At 70.7% G+C, this 17,273-nt stretch carries 16 protein-coding genes; 8 read left to right on the top strand and 8 right to left on the bottom strand.

Translation table 11 applies throughout. The features are described 5' to 3' along the window. Positions 1-56: 56 nt before the first annotated feature. The 6 genes from ABD169_RS02100 to ABD169_RS02125 form a co-directional block, all read right to left on the bottom strand. A complete protein-coding gene (locus tag ABD169_RS02100) occupies positions 57-644 on the bottom strand; it encodes a 1,2-dihydroxy-3-keto-5-methylthiopentene dioxygenase (RefSeq protein WP_344028680.1) in 588 nt (195 codons plus the stop codon). A gap of 58 nt (positions 645-702) precedes the next feature. Then, on the bottom strand, positions 703-2,097 hold the full coding sequence (gene mtnC / locus ABD169_RS02105) for an acireductone synthase (protein ID WP_344028682.1): 1,395 nt from the start codon (positions 2,095-2,097) through the stop codon (positions 703-705). 189 nt (positions 2,098-2,286) lie between these two features. After that, positions 2,287-2,931: an MIP/aquaporin family protein gene (locus ABD169_RS02110; RefSeq protein WP_046454993.1), complete on the bottom strand. Its 645-nt coding sequence runs from the start codon at positions 2,929-2,931 to the stop codon at positions 2,287-2,289. Positions 2,932-3,126: 195 nt separating this feature from the next. Continuing rightward, complete coding sequence (gene katG, locus ABD169_RS02115; RefSeq protein WP_344028685.1) at positions 3,127-5,328, bottom strand: catalase/peroxidase HPI; 2,202 nt, start codon at positions 5,326-5,328, stop codon at positions 3,127-3,129. A 247-nt stretch (positions 5,329-5,575) separates the two neighbouring features. Further along, positions 5,576-8,017: a heavy metal translocating P-type ATPase gene (locus ABD169_RS02120; RefSeq protein WP_344028687.1), complete on the bottom strand. Its 2,442-nt coding sequence runs from the start codon at positions 8,015-8,017 to the stop codon at positions 5,576-5,578. Positions 8,018-8,097: 80 nt separating this feature from the next. Continuing rightward, entirely contained in the window at positions 8,098-8,328 is a 231-nt protein-coding gene (locus tag ABD169_RS02125) for a heavy-metal-associated domain-containing protein (RefSeq protein ID WP_046454881.1), read from the bottom strand. A gap of 266 nt (positions 8,329-8,594) precedes the next feature. Here ABD169_RS02125 and ABD169_RS02130 point away from each other — a divergent pair, with 266 nt between their 5' ends. The 8 genes from ABD169_RS02130 to ABD169_RS02165 all read left to right on the top strand — a co-directional run bounded on the left by ABD169_RS02130 (position 8,595) and on the right by ABD169_RS02165 (position 15,440). After that, positions 8,595-8,924, top strand: a complete 330-nt coding sequence (locus ABD169_RS02130) for a PadR family transcriptional regulator (protein ID WP_046454880.1) — start codon at positions 8,595-8,597, stop codon at positions 8,922-8,924. 23 nt (positions 8,925-8,947) lie between these two features. Then, on the top strand, positions 8,948-9,811 hold the full coding sequence (locus ABD169_RS02135) for a pentapeptide repeat-containing protein (protein WP_344028691.1): 864 nt from the start codon (positions 8,948-8,950) through the stop codon (positions 9,809-9,811). Between the two features lie 184 nt (positions 9,812-9,995). Beyond that, positions 9,996-10,379 carry a PadR family transcriptional regulator gene (locus tag ABD169_RS02140; RefSeq protein WP_344028695.1) on the top strand — a complete coding sequence of 128 codons (384 nt, stop codon included), beginning with the start codon at positions 9,996-9,998 and terminating at the stop codon, positions 10,377-10,379. 1 nt (position 10,380) lies between these two features. After that, positions 10,381-10,746: a DUF1048 domain-containing protein gene (locus tag ABD169_RS02145; protein ID WP_046454877.1), complete on the top strand. Its 366-nt coding sequence runs from the start codon at positions 10,381-10,383 to the stop codon at positions 10,744-10,746. 2 nt (positions 10,747-10,748) lie between these two features. Beyond that, complete coding sequence (locus ABD169_RS02150) at positions 10,749-11,558, top strand: ABC transporter ATP-binding protein (RefSeq protein WP_344028698.1); 810 nt, start codon at positions 10,749-10,751, stop codon at positions 11,556-11,558. Continuing rightward, the gene (locus tag ABD169_RS02155; protein ID WP_344028700.1) at positions 11,555-12,319 is read left to right on the top strand and encodes an ABC transporter permease; all 765 of its coding nucleotides are present in this window, start codon (positions 11,555-11,557) and stop codon (positions 12,317-12,319) included. The genes ABD169_RS02150 and ABD169_RS02155 overlap by 4 nt, the downstream gene beginning before the upstream one ends. A gap of 105 nt (positions 12,320-12,424) precedes the next feature. Further along, a complete protein-coding gene (locus ABD169_RS02160; protein ID WP_344028702.1) occupies positions 12,425-13,672 on the top strand; it encodes a glycosyltransferase in 1,248 nt (415 codons plus the stop codon). 259 nt (positions 13,673-13,931) lie between these two features. Further along, positions 13,932-15,440, top strand: a complete 1,509-nt coding sequence (locus ABD169_RS02165) for a CoA-acylating methylmalonate-semialdehyde dehydrogenase (RefSeq protein ID WP_344028705.1) — start codon at positions 13,932-13,934, stop codon at positions 15,438-15,440. 209 nt (positions 15,441-15,649) lie between these two features. Here the strand turns inward: ABD169_RS02165 and ABD169_RS02170 are convergent, their stop codons facing one another. Next, positions 15,650-16,429 carry a hypothetical protein gene (locus tag ABD169_RS02170; protein WP_344028707.1) on the bottom strand — a complete coding sequence of 260 codons (780 nt, stop codon included), beginning with the start codon at positions 16,427-16,429 and terminating at the stop codon, positions 15,650-15,652. Positions 16,430-16,458: 29 nt separating this feature from the next. After that, positions 16,459-17,217, bottom strand: a complete 759-nt coding sequence (locus tag ABD169_RS02175; RefSeq protein WP_344028709.1) for a GntR family transcriptional regulator — start codon at positions 17,215-17,217, stop codon at positions 16,459-16,461. Positions 17,218-17,273: the final 56 nt, after the last annotated feature.

Genomic DNA, 17,273 nt, shown 5'->3' on the forward strand with positions numbered 1-17,273 from the left:
GGACCCGTTGCGGCAACGGTCCTCGGGGCCGCGGCGCCGTGCGGCGATCCGCCGGATCAGACCGCGGCGAGCTCCGCTCGGCGCGCATGCAGCTGATCGAAGGTCGCGAAGGTCTCGGCGATCGGGTTGCCCGTGAAGTGGCCGACCCAGCCGTCCTCATCGTGGAAGAAGCGGATCGAGGTGAACTCGGGCGCGGTGCCCATGTCGAACCAGTGCGTGGTGTTCGCCGGCACCGAGACGAGGTCGCCCGCCTCGCAGTAGAGCGCATGCACCTTCCCGTTCACGTGCAGGTAGAACACGCCCGCGCCCTTGGCGAAGAAGCGGTCCTCGTCGTCGTCGTGCTGGTGCTCCGACAGGAACTTCTCGCGCGACGGGCCCTTGACCTCGTCGTAGTTCGCCTGCGCGGGGCTGAGGCCGACGATGTCGACGAGGGTGTAGCCCTCCGACCGCTTCACCTGCTCGACCTCGTCGGCGTAGAGCGCGAGGATCTCGTCGAGGCTCGCGTCGTCGGCGAAGTCCTTGACCTCCCAGCGGAAGAAGCGCGCACCGAGCGCGTTCAGCGCCGTGCGGATCTCCGTCTCATCGGTGGTCTCGACCACGGGGGCCGCGGGATCGGTCTCGTTCCAGATCGTGAGCAGCGTCATCGGTCCCTCCTCGGGGTTCGGGTGTCTCGGGTTCCGCGGCGCCCCGGGCGGGGCGCCGTCACAGGCCTCGGGCGGCGACCGCGTGGCGCAGCAGCCACTCGACGATCTCGAGGTGGTGCCGTGCGGCGGTCGCCGTGCGGCCCCAGGCGTACATGCCGTGCCCCGCCACGATGAGCGCGGGCACCTCGGGGGTTCCGTCCGTCGCGGGCGCGTACACCTCGTCGAAGCGCGCGGCCTCGACGGCCATGTCCTGGTGGTTCGCGATCACGGGGATCCGCACGGTCGCGTCGTGGGCCGGGTGCCCGATGCCCTTCAGCATCTCGAGGTCGCGGATCTCGACGCCCTGGGGCCACAGCTGACCGGCGAGCACGGCGTCGAGCGCGTGTACGTGGAACACGGCCTCGGCGCCGGTGCGTGCGGCGATGTGGGCGTGCAGGCCGGACTCGGCGGAGGGCTTGCGTGCGTCCGCGGGATCGGCGCTGCGACCGGCGGCGTCGACGAGCACGACGTCGCGCTCCGTGAGCTCGGACTTGTCGAGGCCCGACGCGGTCACCGCCAGCAGCAGGGGATCACGGTGCACCACGGCCGAGAGGTTGCCCGCCGTGCCGCGCATCCAGCCGAAGTCGGCGAAGCGGGAGGCCTCCGCGGCGAGCACGCGGCCCGCCTCGCGCAGGCGCTCCGCGGGGACGAGCGGGGCGCCTGCGCCCGCCGTAGGAGCGGCGTCGGCGTCCGCGGGTGCGTCCGCCAGGACGACCTCGATGCGGTCGAAGTGCGGCACCGCGGGGGCTGAGAAGTCGGCGCCCGCCCACGGCTCGCCCGCGCGGTCGAGCGCGACGACCCGCCAGCCGGCGTCGAGCGCCGCGTCGACCTCCTCGGGGTGGTCGGTGAGGAACAGGGTGCGCCCCGGATCGGTGCCGAGGGCGTCGGCGATCCGCGCGTAGGAGGCCGGATCCTTCTTGGGGCCGGCGTTCACCGTGTCGAACCAGGCTTCGACCAGGCCCGAGAGGTCGCCCTGCGGGGCGTTGCGGAACCAGGGCTGCTGCGAGGCGACGGAGCCCGAGGAGTAGACCGCGATGCGGATCCCACGTTCATGCCAGTCGCGCAGCCGCGGGGGCACGTCGTCGAAGAAGTGCGAGGTGATCTCGCCGGCGGCGAAGCCCTCGGCCCAGATCACGCCCTGGATCGTCTTCAGCGGCGTCGACTTGATGTCGGAGTCCATCAGGCGGCGGAGCGCGTCCGCGACCTCGGCGTCGGAGGCGTCGGCGTGCAGGCCGGCTTCGACGATCACCTGAGCGCGGGCCTGCTGCACGACGTCGTCCGCGCGGCCGAGCACGGCGTCGAGCCGGGGCCGGGCGTAGTCGTAGAGGTCGCCGAGGATGAATCCTGCGGCGCTCGTCGTGCCCTCGAGGTCGACGACGACGGCGTCGGCGGTCACCGGGGTGGGGGCGGTCATGCGCTCTCCTGGGGATCGGTGGCCGTCGCGGCCGGGTCCGGAACTCCGCCAATGCTAAGCGCGGCGCGGGCCGCGGTCCCGCCGGATTACGTCGCATTGCGGCGCCGGGGCGGAACGGCAGAGGGCCCGCTCCGGCGAACCGGTGCGGGCCCTCTGCGCACCGCGGTGAGCGATGCCGGGTGCCGGTGCTTAGGCGTCGACCTTCTTCAGGTCGTGCGCGTTGAGCAGGCGGAACGCGAGGCCCGCGAGCACCGCGCCGACGGCCGGCGCGAGGATGTAGAGCCAGATGTTGGCCCAGTCGAAGTTGCCGTTGACCGCGAGGCCGAGGGCCACTGCCGGGTTGAAGCCGCCGCCCGAGATCGGGCCGACGGTCGAGGCGCCGAGGAACACGGTGGTGCCGATGGCGAGGCCGTAGAACGAGTTGCCCTCGTTGTCCTTCGAGGTGGCCACGTTGAGCACGACGAAGACGAGCACGAAGGTGAAGACGAGCTCGGCGATGAACGCCGGGCCGGTCTCGATCTTGACCGCGGCGTCCGGGCGCTTCCACAGGGCGGAGGCGAGCAGGGCGCCGAGCACGCCGCCGACGAACTGGGCGACGATGTAGACGACGAAATCGCCGACGCTGAGCGCGCCGCGGATGAGCGCGCCGAGCGAGACGGCCGGGTTGAGGTGCGCACCCGAGATGTGGCCGGTCGCGTAGACCAGCACCATCAGGGTGAAGCCGATGATGAGCGGCGTGAAGTCGCCGCCGTTGTTGATCGCGCCGATGATCGTGAAGACGAACAGCAGGGTCGCGAGTGCTTCAGAAACTGCGTTGCGAAGGACGCCAGTCATTGTGCTCTCTTTCATGGAATCGAGAGGTTTCCCCCAGGTTTGTGTTCATTATGGCAAAACCTGAGCATTTCGAGGCGAAATCGACGCAGAACTGTCACCGACGACCAGGGGCCGCCTCCGAATGTTCGGAAACGGCCCCTGGTCAGGCGCTTCGACCGCGGCTGAGTTGCGGTTCGGTTGCGCTTCGGTTGCGGGTCAGTGCGCGTCGAAGCGGTCGAGGTTCGAGACCTTGACCCAGGCGGCGACGAAGTCGCGCACGAACTGCGCTTCGGCGTCGTCGCTCGCGTACACCTCGGCGATGGCGCGCAGTTCGGAGTTCGAGCCGAACACGAGGTCGGCGCGGGTGCCCGTCCAGCGCCGCTCGCCGCTCGACTCGTCGACGCCCTCGAACGCGCGCTGCTGCGGATCGAGGGCGCGCCACTGCGTGTCGAGGTCGAGCAGGTTGACGAAGAAGTCGTTCGTCAGTGCGCCGGGGCGGTCGGTGAGCACGCCGTGCTGCGAGCCGTCCCAGTTGGTGCCGATGACCCGGAGGCCGCCGAGCAGCACCGTCATCTCGGGTGCCGAGAGGGTCAGCAGGTTGGCGCGGTCGAGCAGCAGGTGCTCGGCCGGGATGCCGAGGGCCCGTGCGCTCTCGTAGTTGCGGAAGCCGTCCGCCGCGGGCTCGAGGAACCCGAAGGACTCGACGTCCGTCTGCTCCTGCGCGGCGTCGGTGCGGCCGGGCAGGAAGGGGATCTCGACGTCGTGGCCCGCCGCGGCCGCCGCCTGCTGCACGCCGACGTTGCCCGCGAGCACCACCAGGTCGGCGATCGAGACCTCGGCACCGCCCTCGGCGTCGGACTCGGCCTTGATCGCCTCGAGCGCGTCGAGCACGCGGCCGAGCTGCTCGGGCCGGTTGGCCTCCCAGCTGCGCTGCGGCTCGAGGCGGATGCGGCCGCCGTTCGCACCGCCGCGCTTGTCGCTGCCGCGGAACGACGCGCTCGCCGCCCACGCGGCGCCGACCAGATCGGCGACGGGGAGGCCGGCGTCGGCGATCCGCTGCGCGAGCGCGGCGACGTCGGCAGCGGCGAGCGGTGCGCCGGCGGGCTCCGGCAGCGGGTCCTGCCAGAGCAGGTCCTCCGCCGGGACCTCCGAGCCCAGGTAGCGGGACTTCGGGCCGAGATCGCGGTGGGTCAGCTTGAACCAGGCCCGGCGGTAGGCCTCGGTGAAGGCGTCCTGATCGTTCTTGAAGCGCAGCGAGATCTCGCGGTAGACCGGATCCTCGCGCAGCGAGATGTCGGTCGTGAGCATGCGCGGTTCGCGGCGCCCGTCGCCCTGCGCCATGGGCACCATGTCGGATCCGCCGTCGTCCTTCGGCCGCCAGTGGGTGTGGCCGCCCTCGCCCGTCACGAGCTCCCACTCGTAGGCGAAGAGGATGTGGAAGAACTCGTTGTCCCAGCGGGTTGGGTGGTAGGTCCAGGTGACCTCGAGGCCCGAGCCGATCGCGTCGTTGCCGCTGCCCGAGCCGTGGCCGCTCTTCCAGCCGAGGCCCATCTGCTCCATCGGGGCGCCCTCGGGCGACTCGCCGACGTTGCCCTCCTCGGGGGCTGCGCCGTGGGTCTTGCCGAAGGTGTGGCCGCCCGCGATCAGTGCGACCGTCTCCTCGTCGTTCATGGCCATGCGCCCGAAGGTCTCGCGGATCTGGTGCGCCGCGGCGATCGGGTCGCCGCTGCCGCGCGGACCCTCGGGATTCACGTAGATGAGGCCCATCATGGTCGCACCGAGGGGCTTCGAGAGCTCCTGCGCGCCGTCCGCGCCGAGGCGGCCCTCGTCGCCCAGCCAGGTCGATTCCGAGCCCCAGTAGACGTCGTCGTCGGGCTCCCACACGTCCGGTCGGCCGCCGGCGAAGCCGAAGACGGGCATGCCCATCTGCTCGTGCGCGACGTTGCCGGCCAGGATCATCAGGTCGCCCCACGACAGCGAGCGGCCGTACTTCTTCTTCACCGGCCAGAGCAGGCGGCGCGCTTTGTCGAGGCCGACGTTGTCGGGCCAGCTGTTGAGCGGGGCGAAGCGCTGCTGCCCGGTTCCGCCGCCGCCGCGGCCGTCGAACACGCGATAGGTGCCCGCGGAGTGCCAGGCCATGCGGATCATCAGCGGGCCGTAGTTGCCGAAGTCGGCGGGCCACCAGGGCTGCGACTCGGTGAGCAGGCGGGCGATGTCGGCCTTCACCTCGGCCAGGTCGAGGGTCTCGAACGCCGCGCGGTAGTCGAAGTCGGCGCCCTGCGGATTCGCGACCGCCGGGTTCTTCGCCAGGATCTTGAGGTTCAGGCGGTCGGGCCACCAGGAGGCGTTGGTGGGTGCCGTGCGCGAGGCGGAGGGGGCGCCGTGGGGGACGGGGCACTGGCCGGCGGTGTCGGTCATTTCGGATCCTTTCGAGGGTGTCTACCGGGGTCGTGCGCAGTCTTGCACGGGGGTCTGACACCCGCCCGACTTCCTTACGGAGGCGTAAGGATCCGGGCGCAGGACCCGGGCGCGCCGATCGTCCGGGAGCCCGGACGGCCTACTGGAGGGCCGCGCAGCGAGGTGCCCCGTGCTGGGGTTCCGATCGCTCAGAAACCCAGCACGGGGCACCTCGGCGCCGGCGGGAACGGCCGGTGGCCGGGCCGCCCTAGCCCTTCGTCACGCTGCGGAAGCGGCGCAGCCGCAGGCTGTTGCCGACCACAAACACGCTCGAGAACGCCATCGCGGCGCCCGCGATCATGGGGGTCAGGAGCCCGAGCGCTGCCAGCGGGATCGCGGCCACGTTGTAGGCGAAGGCCCAGAACAGGTTGCCGTAGATGGTGCCGAGGGTGCGGCGCGACAGCCGGATCGCGTCGACCGCGCCCATCAGGTCGCCGCGCACGAGCGTGATGTCGGCCGCCGCGATCGCAGCGTCGGTGCCGGTGCCCATCGCGAGACCCAGGTCGGCCTGCGCGAGCGCCGCGGCGTCGTTGACGCCGTCGCCGACCATCGCGACCCGCTTGCCCTCGGCCTGCAGGCCGCGCACGACCTCGACCTTGTCGGCCGGCATGACGCCGGCGATGACGCGGTCGATGCCGACCTCGCGGGCCACCTCGCGGGCCACCGTCTCGTGGTCGCCGGTGAGCAGCACGGGCTCGAGCCCGAGCTCGCGCAGCTGCCGGATCGCCTCGGCGCTCGTCGGCTTCACCCGGTCGGAGACCGAGACGACGCCGCGCGCGACGCCGTCCCACGCGACGAGCACCGCGGTGCGGCCCTTCGCCTCCTCGGCGGCCTTCGCCGCCGCGAGCTCCGCGGGGATCGTCACCGCCCAGTCGCCGAGCAGCGCCTCGCGCCCGACGAGCACGGCGCGGCCGTCGACGACGCCGCTCGCGCCCGTTCCCGGCGCGTTCCGGAACGACTCGACCTCGGGCAGCGCGGGATCCGACTCGCGCGCCCCGGCCGCGATGGCCTGCGCGATCGGATGCTCCGAACCCGCCTCGAGCGCTCCGGCGATCCGCAGCAGTTCGGCACGATCCTCGCCCGCGGCGGGGATCGCCTCGGCGAGCGCCATGCGCCCGCTCGTCACGGTGCCGGTCTTGTCGAGCACGATCGTGTCGACCTTGCGCGTCGACTCGAGGATCTCGGGCCCCGAGATCAGGATCCCGAGCTGGGCGCCGCGACCGGTGCCGACCAGCAGTGCGGTCGGCGTCGCGAGGCCCAGGGCGCACGGGCAGGCGATGATCAGCACCGCGACGGCGGCGGTGAACGCGGCGGCGGGAGAGGCGCCGATCAGCAGCCAGGTGACGAGGGTGCCGATGGCGATGAGGATCACGATCGGCACGAAGACGCCCGAGATGCGGTCGGCGAGCCGCTGCGCGGCCGCCTTGCTCGACTGCGCGTCCTCGACGAGCCGCGCCATCTGCGCGAGCTGCGTGTCGGATCCGACGCGGCTGGCGCGCACCACGAGGCGCCCGCTGGCGTTGACGGTCGCTCCCGTGACGGGATCGCCCGGGGCGACCTCGACGGGCACCGACTCGCCCGTCAGCATCGAGGCGTCGACCGCGCTCGCGCCCGACTCCACGACGCCGTCGGTCGCGATCTTCTCGCCGGGGCGCACCACGAATCGGTCGCCGACGCGCAGCTCCCCGATGGGGATTCGCGCCTCGGTCGCGGGCGCATCGCCCGAGGCGTCGCCGCGCAGCACCGTGACCTCCTTGGCCCCGAGCTCCATGAGCGCGCGGAGCGCGGCGCCCGACTGCTTCTTCGATCGCTTCTCGAAGTAGCGGCCCGCGAGGATGAACATGATCACGCCCGCGGCGACCTCGAGGTAGATGTTGCCCGCGCCGTCGACGCTGCCCGGGTTCACGGTCAGCTCGAAGCCGTGGGTCATGCCCGGGTGACCTGCGGTACCGAAGAACAGCGCGTAGAGCGACCACAGGAACGCGGCGCCCGTGCCGACCGACACGAGGGTGTCCATGGTCGCGGCGCCGTGCTTGAGGTTGATCCAAGTGCCGCGGTGGAACGGCCAGGCCGCCCAGGTGATCACGGGTGCCGCGAGCGCGAGCGAGAGCCACTGCCAGTTGGTGAATTGCAGCGCAGGGATCATCGCCATGAGGATCACGGGGACCGAGAGGATCACGGATCCGATGAGGCGGTGCTTCAGGTCGCGGAGCTCGGCGTCGTCGGCCTCCTTCGCGCCATCGGCGAACGAGAATCCGTGGTCGTGTCCGGCCATGTCGCCGCCCGAGTGCCCGCCCATGTCGTGCTCGCTCATGCCGTGGCCGGCGTGCATCCCCCCGTGCTCGGAGGGGGTCTGAGCGTGCGCTTCGCGCGATGCGGCCCGCGTGCGCTCGGCGACCGACGGCCGCACCGTGGCCCGGTACCCGAGATCCTCGACGGTGCTCACGAACCGCGCGGGATCCGCGAGCAGTTCGGCGCTCGCCGCCGGGTCGGCGTCCGCCGCGGGGCGGATGGTCGCGCGCTCGGTGGCGTAGTTGACGCTGGCCTCGACACCGTCGATCTTGCCGAGCTTCTTCTCGATGCGGTTGGCGCACGAAGCGCAGGTCATTCCGCCGATGTCCAAGACCAGCGGGTCCGGGGTGGGGGTCATGCTGCTGCTCGCTTTCTGCTCTGGTGCTGTGCCGGGATCGCGGGGCGTCGACTGCGGCGCCCCGCGACGATTCGTGTCGGTCAGGCCGTGGCGGCCGAGTATCCGGCCTCGTCGACCGCGGTCAGCACGGCCGCGGTATCGACGGGGCCCTGGGCGGTCACGGAGAGGCGACCGGTCTGAGCGCTGACCTCGACGTCCGTGACGCCGGGGATCCCGCTCACCTCGCGCGTGATCGCGCCCTCGCAGTGCCCGCAGCTCATGCCGGTGACGGCGAACTCGGCGCGGGTGGTGGTGTCGGCGGTGGTGCTCATCGGAGTGCTCCTCGGAGTGGACCGGCGCTGGGCCGGAATTCTGGCGACGGGACGGTCTCGGATCCGTGTTTCACGTGGAACCGACCGTGTCGACGCAATACCCAGTGGGGGTATCTGAACGCAACCATACCCCCGAGGGGTATCGTCCGCAACCCTGTGGACCGAAGTTTTTCGCGAGCAATCGGGGAGGAGGATCCTTCCCGGATCAACTACCTTGACAGCCACAGTACTTGGACGTACATTCTTCATGAATGGAAGGAGCGACCATGGCAACGGGCGCAGTCACCTCGGACCTCCTGCGAGGGCACGCGGACACGATGATCCTGCGGCAGCTCCTCGACGCCGACCGGTACGGCTACGAGATCGTCAAGATGATCGCCGAACGGTCGGGCGGGGAGTACGAGTTGAAGGAGGCGACCATGTACTCCAGCGTGCGCCGACTCGAGCAGGACGGCGACATCACCTGGTACTGGGGCGACGAGTCGCAGGGCGGCCGTCGCAAGTACTTCCGCATCACCGACCAGGGACGCGGCACCTACGAGCAGAACAAGAGCAACTGGCAGCACGCGAAGCGCGTGCTCGACCGGCTGCTGTGAACCGGACGGGAGCGGGAAACGCAATGAGCACCAACGACAAGATCACCGAGCACGTGAACAGCCTCTTCGCCGCCCACGAGGGCGCGAAGAGCATCGAAGAACTGAAATCCGACCTGCACGCGGACCTGCAGGACCGCTTCCGCGAGCTCGTCGATTCGGGCAGGAGCGAGGCCGAGGCGCTCGAGGAGACCTTCGACAGCATCGGCGACATCGAGGAGACCGTGAAAGAGATGAGCGACATGACCATCACCCTGGAGCGCCAGATGGCGACCCGGTTCACCGCGAGCGAACTGACCGGCAGCGACTTCGCCGGCGTGACCGTGCGCAAGGGATCCTTCTCGGCCAGCGCCATGAAGGACTCCGACTTCACCGACGCCGATCTCACCGGCAGCGCCTTCCGCAGCAGTGACCTCGCCGGCGCGACCTTCGACCGCGCGAACCTGACCGATGCCGTGCTCACCACGAGCGACCTCGACGGCGTGAGTCTCGTCGGCGCGATCCTCGTCCGCACGAACTTCAGCACCTCTTCGCTGAAGCGGACGCGCTTCGGGGGATCGGAGCTGACCGACGTGAAGTTCAAGCGGGCCGACCTCACGGGCGTGGAGTTCGACGGCTGCAGCTTCGTGGGGGTCGACTTCAGCTATTCGGACGTCAGCGGCGTCGACTTCGGCGGCGCACGGTTCACGAGCGTGCGCTTCGACAACGCCGGCCTCGCGGGCGCCTCGTTCGCCGGGGCCACGCTGCGCGACGTCTCGTTCCGCGGCTGGAGCCGCAAGTACCGCACGGGCTTCCGCAAGGTCGACTTCTCGGGGGCGCGCATGGACAAGCTCACCTACGCGGGGCTCAAGGGCCTCGGCGCGGACCTCGCGGGCGTCGTCGTCGAATAGGGAACGTGTCTCATGCAGCGCGTGCCGGAGCAGTGCTCCGGCACGCGCTTCGTGTTTTCGGCCGGGATCTCTCGCGGGCCGAATGGCCGCGAAAAAAGGTTGGTACTCAGTGTTGCTATCTACCGGTACTCAGTGTTACTTTGTAGTGGTAGTCAGCGACACAGAGTAGAGAGGGAGGCGAACGATGGCGAGTCAGATGACCGAGATGCTCAAGGGCACGCTCGAGGGGATCGTCCTGGCGATCCTGGCCGAGCGCTCGGCATACGGGTACGAGATCACGACACGGCTGCGCGAGCAGGGCTTCGCCGACATCGCGGAGGGCACGATCTACGCGCTCCTCGTGCGGATCGAGCAGCGAGGCTTCGTCGACGTCGAGAAGGTCCCGTCCGAGAAGGGGCCGCCGCGCAAGGTGTTCTCCCTCAACGCGCAGGGGCGGGCGCAGCTCGCCGACTTCTGGGAGACCTGGAGCTTCCTCACGGAGCGCATCGATCAGCTCCACCGCAGCGACGCGACGGCACCCGCCGCCGCGCACCGAACCACCGACACGAACGAGAACGAAGGAGCCTGACATGGCCGCCAAATGGATCGAAGCCCTCACGGGCTCGCTCGAGCAGAAGAAGCAGTACAAGCAGGCGAAGGCGCGCATCGAAGCGCTGCCCGAGTCCTACCGCGTCGCCGCGAACGCCTGCCACCGGTACCTCATGTACTACGGCGGCGTCACCGACGGGGACACACTGGTGCAGATGTTCGACGACCTCGCCGACCTCTGGGAGCGCGCGGCCGCCGACGGCACCCCCGTCCGCGACATCGTCGGACAGGATCCCGTCGAGTTCGCCGAGACCTTCGCCCAGGCGTACGGCGGCACGCAGTGGATCGACAAGGAGCGGGCGCGCCTCGCGAAGTCGATCGACGAGGCCGCCGGGAAGGAGCGCTGATCATGACCACCACGACCGCCCCCGCCATCAGCGTGCGAGGCGTCACGAAGGCCTACGGGGACCTGCAGGTCCTGCGCGGGGTCGACCTCGAGGTCGAGCGGGGCAGCATCTTCGCCCTGCTCGGCTCGAACGGAGCGGGCAAGACCACCCTGGTGCGGATCCTGTCCACCCTGCTGAAAGCCGATGGCGGATCCGCCACCGTCCACGGGGTCGACGTCGCGACGTCGCCCGGCGAGGTACGCGAGGCGATCAGCCTCACGGGTCAGTTCGCCGCGGTCGACGAGATCCTCACCGGTCGGGAGAACCTGGTGCTCGTCGCGAAGCTCCGGCACCTGCCGAATCCGGGCGGGATCGCCGACGAGCTGCTCGAGCGGTTCTCGCTCGCCGAGGCCGGCGGGCGCCGGGCCGGCACCTACTCCGGCGGCATGCGCCGCCGGCTCGACATCGCGATGAGCCTGATCGGCGACCCGCCGATCATCTTCCTCGACGAGCCCACCACCGGGCTCGACCCGCAGGCGCGCATCGAGGTCTGGCAGACCGTGCAGGCGCTCGCCGACAGCGGCACCACGGTGCTGCTCACCACGCAGTACCTCGACGAGGCCGAGCAGCTGGCCGACCGGATCGCGATCCTGCACGAGGGCACCATCATCCAGAACGGCACGCTCGCCGAGCTGAAGCGGCTGCTGCCGCAGGCGAAGGTCGAGTACGTCGAGAAGCAGCCGACGCTCGAGGAGGTCTTCCTCGCGCTGGTCGGCCCGTCGGTCGCATCCGCGACCGGCGCCGAGAAGACCGAGAAGGAGGGATCGAGATGACCGCTCACGTCCTCAGCGACACCCGCGTGCTCACCGGGCGCTCGCTGCGTCACATCCTGCGCAGCCCCGACACGATCATCACCACCGCGGTGACCCCGATCGCGCTCATGCTGCTGTTCGTCTACGTGCTCGGCGGCGCGATCCGCACCGGATCCTCCGAGTCGTACATCAACTACATGCTCCCCGGGATCCTGCTCATCACCATCGCGTCGGGCATCGCGTACACCTCGTACCGGCTGTTCCTCGACCTGCAGGGCGGCATCTTCGAACGCTTCCAGTCCATGCCGATCGCCCGATCGAGCGTGCTCTGGGCGCACGTGCTCACCTCGCTCGTCGCGAACATCGTCTCGGTCGCGATCGTCGTCGGTGTCGCGTTCGCGATGGGGTTCCGCACCGGAGCCTCCGTCGGGGCCTGGTTGGCGGTCACCGGGATCCTGGTGCTGTTCACCCTGTCGCTCACCTGGCTCGCGGTGATCGCCGGGCTCTCGGCCAAGACGGTCGACGGCGCGAGCGCGTTCAGCTACCCGCTGATCTTCCTCCCGTTCATCAGCTCGGCGTTCGTGCCGACCTCCTCCATGCCGGGGCCGGTCGCCTGGTTCGCCGAGAACCAGCCCGTCACCTCGATCGTGAACACGATCCGCGACCTGTTCGCCGGGCAACCGGTGGGCGGGAGCATCTGGATCGCGCTCGCCTGGATGCTGGGGATCCTCGTGCTGGCCTACGCCTTCGCGATCGTCATCTACCGCAAGAAGATCTCGTAGTGCGGGAGCCAGCCGACCCGCGCGAGTGAACGCGTCGAACCCTCATCCGGATCGGATGGGGGCTCGACGTGTTCACCCGTGGTGCGGGGCCGATACCCTCGGAGGGTGATCTCAGGCCTGCCCGTGCTCCGCATCGCGTTCGTGATGCTGCACACCTCCCCCCTCGACGTCCCGGGTACGAAGGACGCCGGCGGCATGAACGTCGCCGTGCGGGCCCAGGCCGAGGCGCTGGCCGACGCCGGCCACGAGGTCCGGATCCTGACCCGGCGCGCCGACCCCGAGGTGCCCGCCCGCGTCGAGACGCGCGCGAACCTGACGGTCGTGCACCTCGACGCCGGGCCCGCGCGCCTGCTCGCCAAGGGCGACCACGAGGCCGTCATGGACGACTTCGGTCGGGCGCTCGCCGCTGAACTGGCCGAGCACCCCGCCGATCTGCTGCACGCCGAGCACTGGTTCTCGGGCATCGCCGCCCTGCCCGTGGCCCGCGCGACGGGCATCCCTCTCGTGCAGAGCTACCACTCCATCGCGGCACCGCACGAGAGCCCGCTCGGCGACGGCGAGCGGGCCGAGTCGCCCGGCCGCGAGGCGGGGGAGCAGCGGCTCGCCCGCGAGGCGGACCTGCTGCTCGCCGTGAGCGAGGCTGAGCGGCGCACCATCGAGCGTCGCCTCGGCGGCGATCCCGAGCGCATCGCGGTCGTGCCGCTCGGCGTCGATACCGAGCGCTTCCACCCCTGCGAGACCGCGGAGTGCGCCGAGCAGCGCGACTGGATCGAGCGGGGCGGACGCCCCGAGGTGATCGTCGTCGGTCGGCTGCACCCGCTCAAGGGCTTCGACCTCGCCGTCGCCGCGATCTCGCTCATCGCGGCCGAGCGGCGCCCGGTGCTCCGCATCGTCGGGGCTCCGCCGCCCGACGGCGACGACTACGCGCGCGCCCTGCACGCCGCCGTCGTCGACGCGGGCATGGTCTCGACGACCGCGTTCGACGGTGCGCTGCGCCGCACCGAGCTGGCCGAGCGGATCCGGCAGGCCGACCTGATGCTCGTGCCCTCGCACACCGAGACCTTCGGGCTCGTGGCGCTCGAAGCCGCCGCGTCGGGGGTCCCCGTGATCGCCCGCGAGGTGGGCGGGCTGCGCGAGGCCGTACGCGACGGCGTGACGGGCGTGCTGCTGCCCGACGGCGCCAGTGCCGAGGCCTGGGCCGACGAGATCGAGGTGCTGCTGCGGGATCGCGTGCGGCTGGAGCGGATGGGTGAGGAAGCGCGCCGATTCGCCCTCGCGCACGGCTGGGACCGCTCGGCCGAGCACCTGCTCGCCGCGTACCGCACCCTGCTCGACCGGACAAACTGTCCCTGACGTCACTTCGTGCGGATCCCGCTCCTGGTAAGCGATCCGCACCAGAGTGTTCGGCCACTCCGAAGCGGTCGGACACCGTGTCAGGAAGTCGGCGCGAAACCCCGTGAGACCGCCCCGCGCCCCCTGCGCGAGCGGGCCGACTGATCTACGCTCGAACTCGTCGGAGCTCGCGGTTCTCCCGCGACCCCACGATGCGCCGCGCCGGCCGCGCGACGCACGAACAGCCGCACCCAACGATGCACGCGAAGGAAGCACAGCGATGACCGAGACCACCGTGATCCCGCACTGGATCGATGGCGCACGCCGCCCCTCGACCAGCGGCCGCACCGCACCCGTCTACAACCCCGCCACCGGCCAGGTGCAGGCGCAGGTCGCCCTCGCCGACCAGGCCGAGATCGACGAGGCCATCGCCTCGGCGCAGCGCGGCTACGAGATCTGGAGCGAGTACTCCATCGCGAAGCGCCAGACCGTCCTCTTCAACTTCCGCGAGCTGCTCAACGCGCGCAAGCCCGAGCTGGCGAAGATCATCACCGCCGAGCACGGCAAGGTCGTCTCGGACGCCATGGGCGAGATCCTCCGCGGCCAGGAGGTCGTCGAGCTCGCCACCGGGTTCCCGCACCTCATCAAGGGCGCCTTCTCGGAGAACGCCTCGACCGGTATCGACGTCTACTCGATCAAGCAGCCCCTCGGCGTCGTCGGCATCATCTCGCCCTTCAACTTCCCCGCCATGGTGCCGATGTGGTTCTTCCCCATCGCGATCGCCGCGGGCAACTCGGTCGTCGTGAAGCCGAGCGAGAAGGATCCGTCGGCCGCGCTCTGGATGGCCGAGCTCTGGAAGGAGGCCGGTCTTCCCGATGGCGTCTTCACCGTGCTCAACGGCGACAAGCTCGCCGTCGACGGCCTGCTGAACGCCCCCGAGGTGCAGTCGATCTCGTTCGTCGGCTCGACCCCGATCGCGCAGTACATCTACGAGACCGCGTCGAAGAACGGCAAGCGCGTGCAGGCCCTCGGCGGTGCCAAGAACCACATGCTGGTGCTGCCCGACGCCGACCTCGACCTCGTCGCGGACCAGGCGATCAACGCGGGCTACGGCGCCGCGGGCGAGCGCTGCATGGCCATCTCGGTCGTGCTCGCGGTCGAGCCCGTCGCCGACGAGCTCATCGCGAAGATCGTGGAGCGCATCGGCAAGCTCAACATCGGCAACGGCGCGTCGAGCCCCGAGCCCGACATGGGCCCGGTCATCACCGACGTGCACCGCGACAAGATCACGGGCTACATCGACATCGCCGAGGCGGACGGCGCGACCATCGTGGTCGACGGTCGCGGCTTCGCGGTCGAGGGTCACGAGGAGGGCTTCTTCGTCGGCCCCACCCTGATCGACAACATCCCGACCACGTCGCGCGCCTACACCGAGGAGATCTTCGGCCCGGTGCTCGAGGTCGTGCGCGTGAAGTCCTTCGACGAGGGCGTCGAGCTCATCAACTCGGGCCAGTTCGGCAACGGCACCGCGATCTTCACGAACGACGGCGGGGCGGCCCGCCGCTTCCAGCGCGAGATCCAGGTCGGCATGATCGGCATCAACGTGCCGATCCCCGTGCCGGTCGCCTACCACTCCTTCGGCGGCTGGAAGGCCTCGCTGTTCGGCGATGCGAAGGCGTACGGCGTGCACGGCTTCGAGTTCTTCACCCGCGAGAAGGCGATCACCAGCCGCTGGCTCGATCCCGCCACCCACGGCGGCATCAACCTCGGCTTCCCGCAGAACGACTAGTCTGCGTCCGCCGGCTTCGCGCCGGTGAGCTCCGCGAACGGGCGGGCGGTCCTCGGACCGCCCGCCCGTTCGGCGTTTCCGGCCGCTGCGGACATGACCTTGCGCAGGAGATCCGGCTTCAGAAGGACTGAGGTTCGCGAAGCCCTCCTTGTGAGCCCGGATCTCCTTCTTTGGGCGAGGAATTTGATGGCGGTAGCGGATGCCGGAACTCACAGGCTCCAGCGCGAGAAGTCCTCGGCGGTGCGGGCGTCGGCGGGACCGATCCAGATCCGCTTCGTGTCGCCGGGAGCCGTCGGGTCGAAGAGGACGGCGACGGTGTCGCCCGTCTTCGGCAGCTCGTGGCGCTTCCACTGCCCGAGCCGCTGCACCCAGCGCTCCGTTCCGGCGTCGTCGACGAAGCGCACGACCATCTCGCCGAGGAGTCCGCCGGACTCGGGGCCGATCTCGGGGATCGCGGTGATCTCGCCCGCGGTGATACGGCCGGTGGTGAGGACGCCGGCCAGGGCGCGTCGTCCGGCGCGCGTGCGGATCCTGCCGCGAGCCCCGGCGACGAGCGAGAGCACGGCCAGCACGGTGAGGCCGGCGGGGAGGAGCCACCAGAGTCCGCCCGGGCGGGAACCGGAGGGCGCGGGCCAACCGAACCAGCCGAGCCAGCCGCCGATCGCGCCGCCGCCGAGCATGAGCGTGAGCGGGCCGACGAGGGGGTAGGCCAGCAGTCGCCCGGTGTACTTGCGTGCGAAGCCGGTGTGGGCGAGCATGCCGAAGATGATCGCGGGGAGCCCGATGACCATGCCGAGCCCGGGCCAGGGGAACGGGGCGGCCTCGGTGAACTCGTCCAGGGCGCCGAACGAGAGCAGCATGGCGGCGAGCACTCCCGCGCCGGCCGCGATCACCGCGCCGCTGATGACGAGCGCGACGGCGTACCGGGGCGCGCCCAGCTTCGCGGCCTCCCGGCGACGGCGCTCGGCGACGGGATCGGTGGTGCTCATCCGAGGATCCTTCCGGGCTCCGGCCGGGCCTAGCGGGCGACGACCGTGGTCTCGAACGAGTAGAGGTCGGGCCGGTAGCAGTGGTGGCCGGCCTCGATCGCGCGGCCCGAGTGGTCGAACGCGACCCGGTCCATGGTGAGCAGCGGGCTGCCCTTCGCGATGTCGAGCAGCTCGGCCTCGTCGCCGTGCGTGCGGCGCGCACCGATCGTCTGGTTGGCGATGCGGATCGCGATGCCGCGGGCGCGCAGGATCTCGTAGAGCCCGCGCTCCGAGAGCTGTTCGGCGGTGAGGTCGGCGAACTCGGGCGGCAGGTAGTTCACGAGGACGGCCATGGGGGTGCCGTCGGCCCGGCGCAGGCGGCGGATCCGGGTCACCTCGGTGCCGGGCTCGACGCCGAGCTGCGCGGCGATCTCGTCGCTCGCGGGCTCGCGCACGACCTCCAGCACCTCGGTGGTGGGGGCGTGGCCGGTGCGGCTCAGGTCCTCGTTCAGGCTCGTGAGCTCGACGGGGCGGCTGACGCGGCCCTGCACGACCTGGGTGCCGATCCCTCGCCGGCGCACGAGCATGCCCTTGTCGACGAGCTCCTGGATCGCGCGGCGCACGGTCGGGCGCGAGAGTCCGAGGCGCTCGCCGATCGAGATCTCATTCTCGAGGCGGGCTCCGGCGGGGATGCGGCCCGAGCGGATCGCCTCCTCGAGGCGGGACGACACCTGGTAGTAGAGGGGCACGGGGCCGTTGCGGTCGAGGTCGACGAACAGCTCTTCGGGCCACACCGGTTCTGCGCTCATCTCGCCCTCCTCCCCCTTCCGCACTTTGTGCGGACAACCAGACGTGAGTCCACCCT

Origin of the sequence: Leucobacter iarius (assembly GCF_039530105.1) — a bacterium.
Taxonomy (GTDB): domain Bacteria; phylum Actinomycetota; class Actinomycetes; order Actinomycetales; family Microbacteriaceae; genus Leucobacter; species Leucobacter iarius.

What these genes read in the sequence shown, in the direction of transcription:
- ABD169_RS02100 (WP_344028680.1), bottom strand. Translation starts at nt 644, where the DNA reads ATGACGCTGCTCACGATCTGGAACGAGACCGATCCCGCGGCCCCCGTG.
- mtnC (WP_344028682.1), bottom strand. Translation starts at nt 2,097, where the DNA reads ATGACCGCCCCCACCCCGGTGACCGCCGACGCCGTCGTCGTCGACCTC.
- ABD169_RS02110 (WP_046454993.1), bottom strand. Translation starts at nt 2,931, where the DNA reads ATGACTGGCGTCCTTCGCAACGCAGTTTCTGAAGCACTCGCGACCCTG.
- katG (WP_344028685.1), bottom strand. Translation starts at nt 5,328, where the DNA reads ATGACCGACACCGCCGGCCAGTGCCCCGTCCCCCACGGCGCCCCCTCC.
- ABD169_RS02120 (WP_344028687.1), bottom strand. Translation starts at nt 8,017, where the DNA reads ATGACCCCCACCCCGGACCCGCTGGTCTTGGACATCGGCGGAATGACC.
- ABD169_RS02125 (WP_046454881.1), bottom strand. Translation starts at nt 8,328, where the DNA reads ATGAGCACCACCGCCGACACCACCACCCGCGCCGAGTTCGCCGTCACC.
- ABD169_RS02130 (WP_046454880.1), top strand. Translation starts at nt 8,595, where the DNA reads ATGGCAACGGGCGCAGTCACCTCGGACCTCCTGCGAGGGCACGCGGAC.
- ABD169_RS02135 (WP_344028691.1), top strand. Translation starts at nt 8,948, where the DNA reads ATGAGCACCAACGACAAGATCACCGAGCACGTGAACAGCCTCTTCGCC.
- ABD169_RS02140 (WP_344028695.1), top strand. Translation starts at nt 9,996, where the DNA reads ATGGCGAGTCAGATGACCGAGATGCTCAAGGGCACGCTCGAGGGGATC.
- ABD169_RS02145 (WP_046454877.1), top strand. Translation starts at nt 10,381, where the DNA reads ATGGCCGCCAAATGGATCGAAGCCCTCACGGGCTCGCTCGAGCAGAAG.
- ABD169_RS02150 (WP_344028698.1), top strand. Translation starts at nt 10,749, where the DNA reads ATGACCACCACGACCGCCCCCGCCATCAGCGTGCGAGGCGTCACGAAG.
- ABD169_RS02155 (WP_344028700.1), top strand. Translation starts at nt 11,555, where the DNA reads ATGACCGCTCACGTCCTCAGCGACACCCGCGTGCTCACCGGGCGCTCG.
- ABD169_RS02165 (WP_344028705.1), top strand. Translation starts at nt 13,932, where the DNA reads ATGACCGAGACCACCGTGATCCCGCACTGGATCGATGGCGCACGCCGC.
- ABD169_RS02170 (WP_344028707.1), bottom strand. Translation starts at nt 16,429, where the DNA reads ATGAGCACCACCGATCCCGTCGCCGAGCGCCGTCGCCGGGAGGCCGCG.
- ABD169_RS02175 (WP_344028709.1), bottom strand. Translation starts at nt 17,217, where the DNA reads ATGAGCGCAGAACCGGTGTGGCCCGAAGAGCTGTTCGTCGACCTCGAC.